This is a genomic window from Sodalis sp. C49 (genome assembly GCF_046352915.1).
In the GTDB taxonomy this organism is placed as follows: Bacteria; Pseudomonadota; Gammaproteobacteria; order Enterobacterales; family Enterobacteriaceae; genus Acerihabitans.
The window spans coordinates 2,654,814-2,669,794 of record NZ_CP163303.1 but is presented as its reverse complement, the minus strand read 5'-3'; the positions used below and the strand labels follow the sequence as shown (position 1 = coordinate 2,669,794).

At 58.6% G+C, this 14,981-nt stretch carries 12 protein-coding genes; 10 read left to right on the top strand and 2 right to left on the bottom strand.

Annotated features, from left to right (window positions below; genetic code table 11):
• The first annotated feature begins 191 nt into the window (after positions 1 to 191).
• The 4 genes from dnaK (at position 192) to nhaA (ending at position 6,030) form a co-directional block, all read left to right on the top strand.
• Entirely contained in the window at positions 192 to 2,111 is a 1,920-nt protein-coding gene (gene dnaK, locus ABUK12_RS12035) for a molecular chaperone DnaK (protein ID WP_410016468.1), read from the top strand.
• A gap of 109 nt (positions 2,112 to 2,220) precedes the next feature.
• Positions 2,221 to 3,357, top strand: coding sequence for a molecular chaperone DnaJ (gene dnaJ, locus ABUK12_RS12030; RefSeq protein ID WP_410016467.1), 1,137 nt, complete (start codon positions 2,221 to 2,223; stop codon positions 3,355 to 3,357).
• 169 nt (positions 3,358 to 3,526) lie between these two features.
• Positions 3,527 to 4,627: a catalase family protein gene (locus ABUK12_RS12025; protein ID WP_410016466.1), complete on the top strand. Its 1,101-nt coding sequence runs from the start codon at positions 3,527 to 3,529 to the stop codon at positions 4,625 to 4,627.
• A 179-nt stretch (positions 4,628 to 4,806) separates the two neighbouring features.
• Complete coding sequence (gene nhaA, locus ABUK12_RS12020; protein ID WP_410016465.1) at positions 4,807 to 6,030, top strand: Na+/H+ antiporter NhaA; 1,224 nt, start codon at positions 4,807 to 4,809, stop codon at positions 6,028 to 6,030.
• A gap of 135 nt (positions 6,031 to 6,165) precedes the next feature.
• Here the strand turns inward: nhaA and rpsT are convergent, their stop codons facing one another.
• The gene (gene rpsT / locus ABUK12_RS12015) at positions 6,166 to 6,429 is read right to left on the bottom strand and encodes a 30S ribosomal protein S20 (RefSeq protein WP_162364018.1); all 264 of its coding nucleotides are present in this window, start codon (positions 6,427 to 6,429) and stop codon (positions 6,166 to 6,168) included.
• 398 nt (positions 6,430 to 6,827) lie between these two features.
• On the opposite strand from rpsT, the gene ribF reads away from it, so the two are divergent.
• The 5 genes from ribF to ispH are packed head-to-tail and all read left to right on the top strand — an operon-like array spanning position 6,828 to position 12,528.
• On the top strand, positions 6,828 to 7,766 hold the full coding sequence (gene ribF / locus ABUK12_RS12010) for a bifunctional riboflavin kinase/FAD synthetase (protein ID WP_410016464.1): 939 nt from the start codon (positions 6,828 to 6,830) through the stop codon (positions 7,764 to 7,766).
• Positions 7,767 to 7,798: 32 nt separating this feature from the next.
• The gene (gene ileS / locus ABUK12_RS12005) at positions 7,799 to 10,615 is read left to right on the top strand and encodes an isoleucine--tRNA ligase (RefSeq protein WP_410016463.1); all 2,817 of its coding nucleotides are present in this window, start codon (positions 7,799 to 7,801) and stop codon (positions 10,613 to 10,615) included.
• A complete protein-coding gene (gene lspA, locus ABUK12_RS12000; protein ID WP_410016462.1) occupies positions 10,615 to 11,121 on the top strand; it encodes a signal peptidase II in 507 nt (168 codons plus the stop codon). Before ileS ends, lspA begins: the two co-directional genes overlap by 1 nt.
• 5 nt (positions 11,122 to 11,126) lie before the next feature.
• The gene (gene fkpB / locus ABUK12_RS11995; protein WP_410016461.1) at positions 11,127 to 11,597 is read left to right on the top strand and encodes an FKBP-type peptidyl-prolyl cis-trans isomerase; all 471 of its coding nucleotides are present in this window, start codon (positions 11,127 to 11,129) and stop codon (positions 11,595 to 11,597) included.
• Positions 11,578 to 12,528 carry a 4-hydroxy-3-methylbut-2-enyl diphosphate reductase gene (gene ispH / locus ABUK12_RS11990; protein WP_410016460.1) on the top strand — a complete coding sequence of 317 codons (951 nt, stop codon included), beginning with the start codon at positions 11,578 to 11,580 and terminating at the stop codon, positions 12,526 to 12,528. Before fkpB ends, ispH begins: the two co-directional genes overlap by 20 nt.
• A gap of 205 nt (positions 12,529 to 12,733) precedes the next feature.
• On the opposite strand, the gene ABUK12_RS11985 is transcribed toward ispH, so the two are convergent.
• On the bottom strand, positions 12,734 to 13,624 hold the full coding sequence (locus tag ABUK12_RS11985; RefSeq protein WP_410016459.1) for an SMP-30/gluconolactonase/LRE family protein: 891 nt from the start codon (positions 13,622 to 13,624) through the stop codon (positions 12,734 to 12,736).
• A gap of 264 nt (positions 13,625 to 13,888) precedes the next feature.
• Here ABUK12_RS11985 and dapB point away from each other — a divergent pair, with 264 nt between their 5' ends.
• On the top strand, positions 13,889 to 14,710 hold the full coding sequence (gene dapB / locus ABUK12_RS11980) for a 4-hydroxy-tetrahydrodipicolinate reductase (protein WP_410016458.1): 822 nt from the start codon (positions 13,889 to 13,891) through the stop codon (positions 14,708 to 14,710).
• The last annotated feature ends 271 nt before the right edge of the window (positions 14,711 to 14,981 follow it).

The window sequence follows — 14,981 nt, the reverse complement described above, 5'->3', positions numbered from 1 at the left end:
CGCCGGGAGCGCGCAGAACGCTTTTTTTTTCCTGCTCCCCCTTGATGCGCGGCGCGGTGACCCCATCTTATTTGCAACCAACGTTGTTTAACCTGCTAACAAAAACGTGTCGCTGGCTTGAAAAAAAGTTAACCGGCCACATATCAGGTTTACGACCACAACGAATATGACTTTTTAGTGGAGATGTTTAGATGGGTAAAATTATTGGTATCGACTTGGGTACGACCAACTCTTGTATCGCAATTATTGAAGGCTCCAAACCTCGGGTGCTTGAAAACAGCGAAGGTGATCGTACTACCCCTTCCATTATTGCTTACACGCAGGACGGTGAAATTCTGGTTGGCCAGCCAGCTAAACGTCAGTCCGTTACGAACCCGCAGAACACGTTGTTCGCCATCAAGCGTTTGATCGGACGTCGTTTTGAGGATGAAGAAGTACAGCGTGATAAAAATATCATGCCGTATAAAATTATCGCTTCCGACAACGGCGACGCCTGGCTGGACGTGAAAGGCCAGAAAATGGCCCCGCCGCAGGTGTCCGCTGAAATCCTGAAAAAGATGAAGAAGACCGCGGAAGATTATCTGGGTGAGCCGGTTACCGAAGCGGTTATTACCGTGCCGGCCTACTTTAACGACGCCCAGCGCCAGGCGACCAAAGACGCCGGCCGTATCGCGGGCCTTGAAGTTAAACGTATTATTAACGAACCTACCGCCGCGGCGCTGGCTTACGGCCTGGATAAAGAAACGGGCAACCGCACCATCGCGGTCTATGACCTGGGCGGCGGTACCTTCGATATTTCCATCATCGAAATCGATGACGTGGACGGTGAAAAAACCTTTGAAGTGCTGGCGACCAACGGCGACACCCATTTGGGTGGCGAAGACTTCGACAGCCGCCTGATCAATTACCTGGTGGATGAGTTCAAGAAAGACCAGGGCATCGATCTGCGCAACGATCCGCTGGCCATGCAGCGTCTGAAGGAATCCGCTGAAAAGGCCAAGATCGAGCTGTCCTCCGCGCAGCAGACCGACGTGAACCTGCCGTACATCACGGCGGACGCCACCGGTCCGAAACATATGAACATCAAGGTGACCCGCGCCAAACTGGAATCGCTGGTTGAAGACCTGGTAAAACGCACCATGGACCCGCTGAAGATGGCGCTGAAAGACGCCGGACTGTCGGTCGGCGATATCAAGGACGTTATCCTGGTGGGCGGCCAGACCCGTATGCCGCTGGTGCAGAAGACCGTTACCGATTTCTTCGGTAAGGAACCGCGTAAAGACGTTAACCCGGATGAAGCCGTGGCTATCGGCGCCGCGGTGCAGGGCGGGGTGCTGGCCGGCGACGTGAAGGACGTGCTGTTGCTGGACGTCAGCCCGCTGTCGCTGGGCATTGAAACCATGGGTGGGGTCATGACGCCGCTGATCGCCAAGAACACCACCGTACCGACCAAGCATAGCCAGGTGTTCTCTACGGCGGAAGACAACCAGTCCGCGGTGACCATCCACGTGCTGCAGGGTGAACGTAAACGCGCCGCGGATAATAAATCCCTGGGCCAGTTCAACCTGGACGGGATTGCCCCCGCCATGCGCGGTACGCCGCAAATCGAAGTCACCTTCGATATCGACGCCGACGGCATCCTGCATGTGTCCGCCAAGGATAAGAACAGCGGCCGTGAACAGAAAATCACCATTAAGGCGTCGTCCGGTTTGACCGAGGATGAAATCCAGAAAATGGTGCGTGAAGCGGAAGCCAACGCGGAATCCGACCGCAAGTTCGAGGAACTGGTGCAGACCCGTAACCAGGCCGACCATCAGCTGCACAGCACCCGCAAGCAGTTGGAAGAAGCCGGCGACAAACTGCCCGCCGATGACAAAACGGCCATCGAATCCGCGCTGAGCGCATTGGAAACCGCGCTGAAAGGCGAGGATAAGGCTGAGATCGAAGCCAAGATGCAGGCGCTGATCCAGGTTTCCGGCAAGCTGCTGGAAGTGGCGCAGCAGCAGGCGGCTCAGGCCGGCGCGGCGGAAGCTGGCGCTGAAGCCAATGCGGGCAAAAAGGATGACGACGTTGTCGACGCCGAATTTGAAGAAGTTAAAGATAAAAAATAATCGCCCTTGAGCGGGCACAGCCACGGTGAGTAATGCCGTGGCTGGCAACAGGCACGGGCGTCGGGGAAACCTTACGCCCGTGCAAGCATGTTGAGGGCAGGAAGAGACAATGGCGAAAAAAGACTATTACGAGATTTTAGGCCTTTCCAAAGATGCGGAAGAGCGTGAAATCAAAAAGGCCTACAAACGCCTGGCAATGAAATTCCACCCGGATCGTAACCCAGGGAATGCTGACGCCGAAGCAAAGTTCAAAGAAGCGAAAGAAGCCTATGAAATCCTGACCGACGCGCAAAAGCGCGCCGCGTATGATCAATACGGCCACGCCGCCTTCGAACAGGGCGGCATGGGCGGTGGTTATGGCGGCGCCGCCGCCGGCGGCGCGGACTTTACCGATATCTTCGGCGACGTCTTCGGCGATATCTTTGGCGGCGGGCGCCGCCAGCGCGCCAGCCGTGGGTCGGATCTTCGCTACAATATGGAGCTTACCCTTGAGGAAGCGGTCCGTGGCGTAACCAAGGAAATCCGCATCCCGACGCTTGAGGAATGCGACGTCTGCCATGGCAGCGGCGCCAAGCCCGGCACTTCCCCCGTTACCTGTCCTACCTGCCATGGCGCAGGCCAGGTGCAGATGCGCCAGGGTTTTTTTGCGGTGCAGCAGGCCTGTCCCACCTGTCAGGGACACGGCAAGATTATCAAGGAACCGTGCCACAAATGCCACGGCCACGGTCGTATTGAAAAGGCCAAGACGCTGTCGGTGAAAATTCCGGCGGGCGTCGATACCGGCGATCGCATCCGTCTGTCGGGCGAAGGCGAAGCGGGCGAGCAGGGCGCGCCGGCGGGGGATCTGTACGTACAGGTTCAGGTGCGTCAGCACCCCATCTTTGAACGTGAAGACAATAACCTGTTTTGCGAAGTGCCGATTAACTTCGCCATGGCGGCGCTGGGCGGCGAGATCGAAGTTCCCACGCTTGACGGCCGGGTGAAGCTGAAGGTGCCTGCGGAAACGCAAACCGGCAAGCTGTTCCGTATGCGCGGCAAAGGGGTGAAATCGGTACGCGGCGGCAACCAGGGCGATTTGCTGTGCCGCGTGGTGGTCGAAACGCCGGTGAAGCTTAACGAAAAACAAAAACAGCTGCTGCGTGAACTGGAAGAGAGTTTTGGCGGCCCGAGCGGCGATCAGAACAGCCCGCGTTCCAAAAGCTTTCTGGACGGCGTGAAGAAGTTTTTTGACGACCTGACGCGCTGAATTTTTGCGCCATCGGCGGTGTCTTTCGATCCCCGGCCCAGCGGCCGGGGATTTTTTTTGGCCTTTGCCTGTCCACCCGAGGCTTTCTCCTGCTTAAGCGCTGTTGCCGGTACGATATCGATAATGGCCGCTATAATTTAGGGGAAATAATTCTCTGGAGATAGACGCCATGGCCCGTGCCGCACTCCGCCCGGCAGTCCCCTTCACGCCGTCCGTAGAGACGTACCGACCCGACGAAGAGCAGACCCATCGGCAAATCGCCGACGTATTTAAGCACATCATCGGCAAGACACACCGTGATTTGGGCCATGCCCAGCGCGGCGTCCATGCCAAAAGCCACGCCCTGCTGCAAGGCCGGCTGGTTGTGCACAGCTCCCTGGCGCCTGAGCTGGCCCAGGGTATTTTTGCCAGGCCGCGTAGCTATGACGTGCTGCTGCGTATTTCGACCATCCCCGGCGACGTGTTGCGCGACGGGGTTTCCCTGCCGCGTGGCCTGGCGATCAAGGTGCTGGATGTGGCAGGGGAACGGTTGCCCGGGTCGGAAAACGACCTGACCCAGGATTTTTTACTGGCCACGGGACCCGCCTTTACCGCAGCGGACAGCCGGGCGTTCCTGAAAAACCTGAAGCTGCTGGCCGCGACCACCGGTCGGGCGGAGTGGGCCAAAGCAGCCTTATCCGCCGTCCTGCGTCCGCTGGTGCGCGCCCTGAAGACGCTGGACGTCAACACCGGATTGCTGCAAGCCCTGGGCGGCTATCCGCTCACCAATCCGCTGGGGGATCGCTACTTTACCCAGGTAGCCAGCCGCTTCGGTGATTATATCGCCAAACTGGACGTGGTGCCGGAATCGGCCAATTTCCTGGCGCTGGCGGGCAAGGCGTTCACGCTGGCCGGACGGCGGGACGCGCTGCGGGAGGAGGTGGCGCGCATTCTGGCGCGGGAGGGCGGCGCCTGGACCCTCAGGGCGCAGCTGTGCCGGGATTTGGCGGAAAATCCCGTTGAAGATGCCTCGGTGGCCTGGCCCGAGCAGGATAATCCCTACCTGCCGTTGGCGTCGATTATTGTCGAGCCGCAGCAAAGCTGGTCGCCCGGGCGCTCCCGTGCCATGGACGACGGTCTTTCCTTCCAGCCCTGGCATGGCGTCACCGCCCATCGGCCGCTGGGCGACATTATGCGGGCGCGCCGGCTGGCGTACCCGGTGTCGGTGGCGCAGCGCAGCGACCTGAATCAATGTCCGGTGCACGAGCCGCGCCAGCCCCCGGCGTGCTAAACATCCGCATTACCGGCGCGCCGCGGCGGCGGGTAAACCGGCGGTCAATCCTCCAGCCCGGCCGCCGGGGTATTTTTGCGAGCCGCGCTAAATAACGCGCCGGCGATGTTGGGTTTTTATTTACCTGGCTCCCGCCATCCCGCACAATAAATCAATTATGCGCACTTCAAGGATATATTGTGTCTTCTCTTATTCACCGCTGGTTAAATCACGAAGCCTCGGGCGGCGTATTGTTGATTTTAGCCGCGTTAATTGCGCTGATCATGGCCAACACGCCGGCGCAGGCGGCCTATGAAGCGCTGATTTATTTTCCCCAGGGCGCCTCCGCCGGCCACGCCTCGCCATTGACGCTGCTTTTTTTGATCAACGACGGCTTGATGGCGATTTTCTTTTTGATGATCGGGCTGGAGGTGAAGCGCGAACTGATGGAAGGCGCGCTCGCCAGCCGCAGCCAGGCGGCGTTCCCCGCCATTGCCGCGCTGGGCGGCATGATAGCCCCGGCGATTATCTATACGCTGATTAACTGGAACACGCCGGCCAATCATGCCGGCTGGGCTATTCCCACCGCCACGGATATCGCGTTTGCGGTAGGCGTGATGGCGCTGTTGGGAAAACGGGTGCCCGCCAGTTTAAAGGCTTTTTTACTGGCGCTGGCCATTATTGACGATTTAGGCGCCATCGTAATTATCGCGGTATTCTACAATCACGATTTGTCGTTAATCGCCCTGGCGGGCGTGGCGGCGACGATTGCGGTGCTGGTGATGATGAACCGCAGCAATGTCCGTCATATCGGACTTTATCTGCTGGCCGGCGCGGTGCTGTGGGGCTGCGTGCTATTATCGGGCATTCATGCCACTCTCGCCGGGGTGATACTCGGCGCCCTGATCCCCCTGCGTTTGCCGTCACGGCCTGGGGCCTCGGCCTCAGCGCCGCACACCCAGGCGTATTCTCCCGCCCTGGTGCTTGAGCACTATATTCAGCCCTGGGTGGTTTATCTTATCCTGCCGCTGTTTGCCTTCGCCAACGCCGGCGTTGGTCTGCATGGGCTAACCCCCGCCAGCCTGTTGTCGGTGCTGCCGGCCGGCATTGCCGTGGGGCTGGTGCTGGGTAAGCCGCTGGGCATCCTGCTGTTTTGTTTTGCATCCATCAGGCTGGGATTGGCCCGGCTGCCCGACGGCGTGGTCTTTAACCAGATTGCCGCCGCCGCGGTGCTGTGCGGTATCGGCTTTACCATGTCTATCTTTATCGCCGGGCTGGCGTTCGGCGCGCCGGGGGTGAGTCCGGACAGTATAACCTATGCCAAGCTTGGCATTCTGTCCGGTTCGGTGGTGGCGGCGATCTTGGGCTATATATCGCTGCGCCTGGCGCTGCCGATGCATAAGCCCGCCCCGGCCCGCTTCTGACCAAACAGGTTAGCGCCGCGCAACGCTACGCCATCAACGCCAAGCGCGGCGCTGAAGAACCGGAGGCAAACGCCAGATGCAAAAAAACCGGCCGAAGCCGGTTTTTTTAACAAAACACCAACGCAAGAACAGATCTTACTGCATTGCGTTGATACGCGCGGTCAGATTAGATTTATGACGCGCTGCTTTGTTTTTGTGGATCAAACCTTTACTGGCCTGACGGTCCACAATGGGTTGCATGGCAGAAAAAGCATTCTGCGCTGCATCTTTATCACCTGCATCGATAGCCGCGTATACTTTTTTGATAAAAGTACGCATCATAGAGCGACGGCTGGCATTGTGCTGACGACGCTTCTCAGACTGTACGGCGCGTTTCTTAGCTGATTTGATATTAGCCAAGGTCCAACTCCCAAACATGTTCTATGAGACAATTCAAAGGCCGAGGAATATGCCCTTTCGGCCTTCTTTTGTCAATGGATTTGTGCAAATAAGCGCCGCTTGACTACGCAACGCCTGTTACAATGTGATGGCGCAGGATTCTACCAGTTTCAGCGCGCGGAATACAGCCTTAGACGATAAAAAAGCGATTATCTGTAATAAACAAACCAATTCGCGGCGCGGCGCCCGTCGGCCGGGCGGGGAAATGTCCTGTCCGGCAGAATAACCTGCGAAAAAACCCTGGTCGGGCAAAATAAGCATGACTTTCACCGTCGTTACTGTCAAAGATTGGATTCGCGGGTTAACCTTAGCGGCTGTACAAGGTATAATCCGCCGATTTCCTCAGTCTTGAGCCTGCTATGAAGCTTATTCGCGGTTTACATAACCTGCAGGCGCGTCCCCAAGGGTGCGTGCTCACTATTGGCAATTTTGATGGTTTCCATCGTGGGCATCAGGCGTTGATTGCACAATTGCAGACCGAAGGCCGCAAACGCGGCTTGCCGGTAATGGTAATGATATTCGAGCCCCAGCCGCAGGAACATTTTGCCGGCCGGGACGCACCGGCGCGGTTGACCCGCCTGCGGGATAAAGTGAAGTACCTGGCCCAGGCCGGGGTAGACGTAGTATTGTGCGTAACCTTCGATACGCGGTTCGCGGCCATCGGCGCCGAGTCGTTTGTCGCGGAGCTGCTGGTGAAAAAGCTCGGCGTCAGGTTTCTTTGCGTCGGCGACGATTTTCGCTTCGGCGCCGGGCGGCGGGGCGATTTCGCCTTTTTGCAGCAGGCGGGTATCGCGGCGGGCTTTGATGTCATGAGCACCGCCACGTATACGGAGGGCGGTAAGCGTATCAGCAGCACGGCGGTACGGGAGGCGCTTTGCAACGACCAGCTGGTTGTCGCCGAGATGCTCCTTGGCCATCCTTACCGTATTTCCGGGCGCGTGGAGCACGGCGACGAGCTGGGCCGCACCCTTGGCTTCCCCACGGCCAACGTCTCCTTAAAGGGCCGTCCAGCGCCCATTAACGGGGTCTATGCGGTGGAGGTCGGCGGACTGGCGGCGCAGCCGTTGCCCGGTGTGGCCAATATCGGCACCCGCCCGACGGTGGCGGGGCTTCGTCCGCGGCTTGAAGTGCATTTAATGGATATGGCGCAGGATCTTTATGGCCGCCATATAGAAGTGGTGATACGCGCAAAACTGCGCAATGAACAACGGTTTGCCTCCCTTGATGAGCTAAAGCGGCAAATCGCGAATGATGTGGTGAACGGCCGGGAATTCTTCGGACTGACGGCACCCCTCTAAACGCTCTAACCGAAAACGGAACCGAGAATCGAATGAGTGATTACAAAAACACCCTGAATTTGCCGGACACAGGGTTCCCGATGCGCGGCGATCTGGCCAAGCGCGAGCCTGGCATGCTGCAACGCTGGTATGAACAGGACCTGTACGGGATTATCCGTAACGCTAAAAAAGGCAAGAAAACCTTTATCCTGCATGACGGCCCTCCGTATGCCAACGGCAGTATCCATATCGGTCACTCGGTTAACAAGATTCTCAAAGACATTATTATCAAGTCCAAAGGCTTGATGGGCTATGACTCCCCCTATGTGCCGGGCTGGGATTGCCACGGCCTGCCGATTGAGCTGAAAGTTGAACAGATGATCGGCAAGCCGGGCGAAAAGGTCAGCGCCGCGGAATTCCGCGCCGCCTGCCGCAAATATGCCGCCGAGCAAGTGGAAGGCCAGAAAAAAGATTTTATCCGCCTGGGCGTGCTGGGCGAATGGGATCATCCTTACCTGACGATGGATTTCGGCACCGAAGCCAATATTATCCGTTCGCTCGGCAAAATCATCGCCAACGGCCATCTGCATAAAGGCGCCAAGCCGGTGCATTGGTGTATCGACTGCCGTTCCGCGCTGGCTGAGGCGGAAGTCGAGTATTACGATCGCACCTCGCCCTCCATCGACGTGGCTTTCCAGGCGGTCGACGCCGACGCCGTGGCGGCAAAATTCGGCGTGAGCGGGGTTGCCGGGCCGGTGTCGCTGGTGATCTGGACCACCACGCCCTGGACCCTGCCGGCCAACCGGGCGATTTCGGTCCATCCGGACTTCGAGTATCAGCTGGTCGCGGTGGACGGGCAAAACTGGATACTGGCCGCCGACCTGGTGGCAAGCGTAATGCAGCGTGCGGGTATCGCCCAATGGACCGTGCTGGGCAGTTGTAAAGGCGGCGCGCTGGAACTGCTGCGCTTTCGCCACCCGTTTATGGGCTTCGACGTGCCGGCGATCCTGGGTCAGCATGTGACGCTGGAAGCCGGTACCGGCGCGGTGCATACCGCGCCCGGCCATGGCCCGGACGATTATGTCATCGGCCAGCAATACGGCCTGGAGGTCGCCAATCCGGTGGGGCCGGACGGGTGCTACCTGCCGGGGACCTATCCGGATCTCGACGGGCTGCAGGTGTTCAAGGCCAACGATGTGGTGGTCGAATTATTGCGCGCGCACGGCGCGCTGGTGCATGTGGAAAAGCTGGTGCACAGCTATCCGCACTGCTGGCGTCATAAGACCCCCATCATTTTCCGCGCCACGCCGCAGTGGTTTATCAGCATGGATCAGAAAGGGCTGCGCAAACGTTCCCTGGAAGAAATCAGGGAAGTGCAGTGGATCCCGGGCTGGGGACAGGCGCGCATCGAAAATATGGTGGCCAATCGTCCCGACTGGTGTATCTCGCGCCAGCGCACCTGGGGCGTGCCGATGTCGCTGTTTGTCCATAAGGATACCGAGGAGCTCCATCCGCGCACGCTGGAGTTGATGGAAGAAGTGGCCAAACGGGTCGAGAAAGACGGCATCCAGGCCTGGTGGGATCTGGATCCCGCCGCTATCCTCGGGGCTGAGGCGGCCGAGTATACCAAAGTGCCGGATACCCTGGACGTGTGGTTCGACTCCGGTTCGACGCACTCGTCCGTGGTAGCGGTCCGCCCGGAATTCGGCGGCCACGAGCCGGATATGTACCTGGAAGGTTCCGACCAGCATCGCGGCTGGTTTATGTCGTCGCTGATGATTTCCACCGCCATCAAAGGCCAGGCGCCCTATCGCCAGGTGCTGACCCACGGTTTTACCGTCGACGGGCAGGGGCGTAAAATGTCCAAATCCATTGGCAACGTGGTCAGTCCGCAGCAGGTGATGGATAAACTTGGCGGGGACATCCTGCGTCTGTGGGTGGCTTCCACCGATTATACCGGTGAAATGGCGGTCTCCGACGAGATCCTTAAACGCTCCGCCGACGCGTACCGACGTATTCGCAATACCGCGCGGTTCCTGCTGGCCAACCTGAATGGGTTCGACCCGGCGCTGCACAGCGTCAAGCCGGAGGAGATGGTGGTGTTGGATCGCTGGGCCGTGGGGCGGGCGCAGGCGGCGCAGGCGGAAATCATCGCCGCCTACGACAGCTATGACTTCCATAACGTCGTGCAGCGCATGATGCAGTTCTGCTCGGTGGAAATGGGGTCGTTTTACCTGGATATCATCAAAGATCGCCAGTACACCACCCAGGCCGACAGTATCGCCCGCCGCAGTTGCCAGACCGCGCTGTATCATATCGCCGAAGCGCTGGTGCGCTGGATGGCGCCGATCCTGTCTTTTACCGCCGATGAGATCTGGGGCTTCATGCCGGGTGAACGCGCCCAGTATGTCTTCACCGAAGAGTGGTATGAAGGGTTGTTCGGACTGGACGCCGGTGAAACCATGAACGACGCTTACTGGGAACAGGTGTTGAAGGTGCGCGGCGAAGTGAACAAAGTGCTTGAGCAGGCCCGCGCCGACAAAATCATCGGCGGGTCGCTGGAGGCCCGGGTCACCCTGTATGCCGAACCGGCCCTGGCGAAAACGCTGGGGGCGCTGGGTGAAGAGTTGTATTTTGCCCTGCTGACGTCGCGCGCCGATGTGGCTGATTACAGCGCGGCGGGAGAGGATGCCCAGCAGTGCGAAGGATTGAAGGGCCTTAAAATCGCCCTGGCTAAGGCCGATGGTGAAAAATGCCCGCGTTGCTGGCATTTTGAAACCGATATCGGCGCTGACGCCGGGCATCCCGAAATTTGCGGGCGTTGCGTCACTAACGTGGCCGGCCCGGGCGAAGAGCGTAAATTTGTCTGATGAGTAAATCCTTAGCATCCACCGGTCTGCGCTGGCTTTGGCTGGCGCTGGTCGTACTGATTATCGACCTGGGCAGCAAGCAGTTGATCATGCAGCATTTTATGCTGCATGAGACGTTGCCGCTGATCCCGTTTTTTAACATTTTTTATGCCCACAACTATGGCGCGGCATTCAGTTTTCTGGCCGATAAAGGGGGATGGCAGCGTTGGATGTTTGCCATTATCGCCCTGGTCATCGCCGTGGCGTTGATGATATTAATGTACCGTTCAGACAGCCGCCAAAGAATGACCAATTGCGCCTACGCCTTGATTATCGGCGGCGCGCTGGGCAATCTCTTTGACCGCCTGGTACATGGCGTGGTCATCGATTTCATTGATTTTTATGTCGGTGACTGGCACTTCCCCACCTTCAACGTGGCGGATTCGGCCATTTGTATCGGCGCACTCCTGATCGTGCTGGAAGGGTTTATGCATCCGGCCGATAAAACGGCTAAGCAGAAAGGTTAAGCGGCATGTCCGAACAGGTGCAGTCCGACAGCGCGGTGCTGGTGCATTTCGACCTTAAACTCGAGGATGGCACCATTGCCGAATCCACCCGGCGCGAAAATAAACCGGCGCTGTTCCGTCTTGGCGATGATAGCCTTTCACCGGCCCTTGAACAGTCGTTGCTCGGGCTGCGCGTGGGGGATAAAAAATCGTTTTCCCTGGCGCCGGAGTCGGCGTTCGGGCCGGTTAATCCGGATTTGATCCAGTTTTTTTCCCGCCGGGATTTTATCGAAACCGGCGTGCCCGACGTGGGCACCATTATGCTGTTTACCGCCATCAGCGGTAATGAAATGCCCGGATTGATTCGTGACGTGGCCGAGGAGTCGATCACCGTGGATTTTAACCATCCGCTGGCGGGCCGCACGGTCTATTTCGATATCGACGTATTGGCAATTGATCCGCAGCAGGAGGATAAACATGCGCATCTTACTGGCTAACCCGCGGGGTTTTTGCGCCGGTGTCGACCGGGCCATCAGTATTGTCGAACGCGCGCTGGAGATTTACGGCGCGCCGATCTACGTGCGTCACGAAGTGGTGCACAATCGCTATGTGGTGGAGTCGCTGCGCGCCAGCGGCGCCATTTTTATCGAGCAAATTGACGAAGTGCCCGACGGCTCTATCCTGATTTTCTCGGCCCACGGCGTATCGCAGGCGGTGCGCGCCGAGGCGAAAAACCGCGATTTGACGGTATTCGACGCGACCTGCCCGCTGGTGACCAAGGTGCATATGGAAGTGGCGCGCGCCAGCCGTAAAGGAACGGAAGCCATTTTGATTGGTCACGCCGGGCATCCGGAGGTCGAGGGCACCATGGGGCAATACAATAACCCCAACGGCGGCATGTACCTGGTGGAGTCGCCCAAGGATGTCTGGAAACTGCGGGTGAAGGACGATGCCAACCTGTGCTTTATGACCCAGACCACGCTGTCGGTGGACGATACCTCGGATGTTATCGACGCGCTGCGCGAACGGTTTCCGTTGATTATCGGGCCGCGTAAAGACGATATCTGTTATGCCACCACCAACCGCCAGGAAGCGGTGCGCGAGCTGGCCGCCGATGCTGACGTGGTGCTGGTGGTCGGCTCGAAAAACTCGTCTAACTCCAACCGGCTGGCCGAGCTGGCCCAGCGGGTGGGCAAACCGGCCTATCTTATCGATACCGCGGCGGATATCCAGGAAAGCTGGCTGCAGGGTATCGATACCATCGGGGTAACCGCCGGCGCTTCCGCGCCGGATATTCTGGTGCGGGAGGTGATTGCGCGTCTGCAGGGGCTCGGTGGCGAGGGGGCGGAGGAACTGATCGGGCGCGAGGAGAATATTGTGTTCGAGGTGCCGAAGGAGCTGCGGGTGAATGTGAGGGTGGTGGAGTAAGACCGGCTTTTGCTTGCGCCGCATGCCCTGTAAATGACATTTCCAGTCGCCCGCGGCGGTTTGATGCGGCGACGCGGTAAACCTGTTCTTATCGTGCCCCGGTACGTGCAAGAGAGGGGCTTCAAATCCCTTTTGGCGATCGATCAATTTGGCGGCAGTCAAATTGATCGTATTCAATGGGATGTGCCGGTTTTTTATCCCTGTTCTACAGTCTGAACCGGTATTCCGGGGCGCCGACGGCGCTGGTATAAACATGCAGCAACGCGCCGTCGAGCGCGCCGGGAGGATCGAGATTTTTGCCGGCGCTGGTGATAAATAATTCATTACGCCCGGGGCCGCCGAAAGCACAGCAGCTCGGTTGGCGTACCGGTAACGGCAGATCCTCGATTAGCGTCAGTTCGCCATCGCCGATGGCGTAGCGGCTCAGGCAGCCATGGCCGAAGCGCGCGTTGATCAGTTCTCCGGCCGCGGTCAGCGCCGAACCGTCGGGGGTCTTGTCTCCGGCATCGAATACCCGCAGGCGGGCGGTATTGATGGCGGCGGCGTCGCTGGCGTAAAACCGCTTTTCGGCGCTGTCGGCAAACCACACCCGGTCGCCATGCCACGCCAGGGTATTGGGGATGGTGACATGGCCCATCATGCTCCGCGGTCGCGCTTCGCCGGCGGCAAAGCGGTACCAGCCGCCGATAGGACGCTCTTCCGCCAGGTCCATGGTGCTGAACCATAATGAGCCGTCGGGGGCGATGGCCGCCTCGTTTGGCCGGGTGCCGGCGGCGTCGGCCGGGTAGGGGCACAGGAGCTCAAGGCGTGGGGTATCCCGGCCGGCGCTGCTCTTTTCATAGTGATAAAGCAGTATGCCCTGCTGCGCCACGATCAGGAACTGCTCTTCCCGCTCGGTCGGCAGCGCCGCGCTGAACAGACAATCCAACCGGCGCTGTTCGACGTATCCCCGGGAGGGCCAATAGCGCAACAGGCGCTGTTGCAAAATATCTACCCACAGCAGCGATTGGCTACGGCTGCACCAGACCGGCGTTTCGCCCAGGGCGGCGCGATAATCCCCAATGGCCTGGATTGTTGAGGTAAAAAAAGGACTCATCCTGTCTCTCCGTGGCGAGTGTTCGGCTGTAGATATCCAGTATAGCCGCTTCGCGCCGGATCATCCGCGCCCGGCACCGGCCCGGAGATGAATAAACATTCATTTCTCCCGCGCTGCGGCCGCACCCGGCCCGGTCCATTGCCGTGACTGATGAAAGCCGGCTTCTGACATATAATGCTAATTCCAGGGGAAATCCGCTGGCGGCAATCCGGGACGGCGGTTACCCTAAACTGATTTTATCATGCCAACCAACAGAGAGTGTCTATGAGCGTAACACCAGTTCGCATCGCCATCGCCGGTGCGGGCGGCCGTATGGGCCGCCAACTGATCCAGGCGGTACTGCAATCGGAACAGGCGTGCCTGGGGGCGGCGCTCGAGCGCGCCGGCTCAAGCCTGATTGGCGCGGACGCGGGGGAGTTGGCCGGGCAAGGCGCGTTGGGGATAAGGGTCAGCGACAGCCTGGAAGCCATTAAAGATGACTTTGATATCTTTATCGATTTTACCCGGCCGGAAGGCACCCTGACGCATATGGAATTCTGTCGGCTGCATGGCAAAGGCATGATTATCGGCACTACCGGTTTTGACGAGGGGCAGAAGGCGCGAATCGGGCATGCCGCCGGGCAGATCGGCATTGTCTTTGCCGCTAATTTCAGCGTGGGGGTCAACGTTATGCTGAAATTACTGGATAAGGCCGCCAGGGTTATGGGCGACTATTGCGACATCGAGATCATCGAGGCGCACCACCGTCACAAGGTGGACGCGCCTTCTGGCACCGCGCTTGCCATGGGGGAAACCATCGCCGGGGCGCTGGGCCGCAACCTCAAGGACTGCGCCGTATACAGTCGCGAGGGCCATACCGGCGAGCGTGTGCCCCATTCCATCGGCTTCGCCGCCATACGCGCCGGGGACATTGTCGGCGAACATACTGCGATGTTTGCCGATAACGGCGAACGTATTGAGATTACCCATAAGGCTTCCAGCCGCATGACCTTTGCCAATGGCGCGGTCAGGGCGGCAATATGGCTGAAAGCGCAGAAAGCGGGCCTTTATACCATGGCGGATGTGCTGGATCTGGCAAGTTTATAACTCTATTTTTTACCGCCACCTGAAGTCTGCCATTTTATCACTCTGATTAAATAGAGATAATTTTATTTTATTGGAATTATCTCTTAAAAAATCGTTTTCAATGGAAATGGAAGGCCAAATGGCTTTAAGTTTGGCTTTCAGCGGTTATTTTTCTTGGTGATTGCCATTCTGGGCTGATTATTGCGCTTTCGCGCCTGCGCCGGTTCCTTTTAACAAATTTCTGGCCACGCAACCGGTTACTCATGCCCTAAATGAGTGCTTTTTAGCGGTT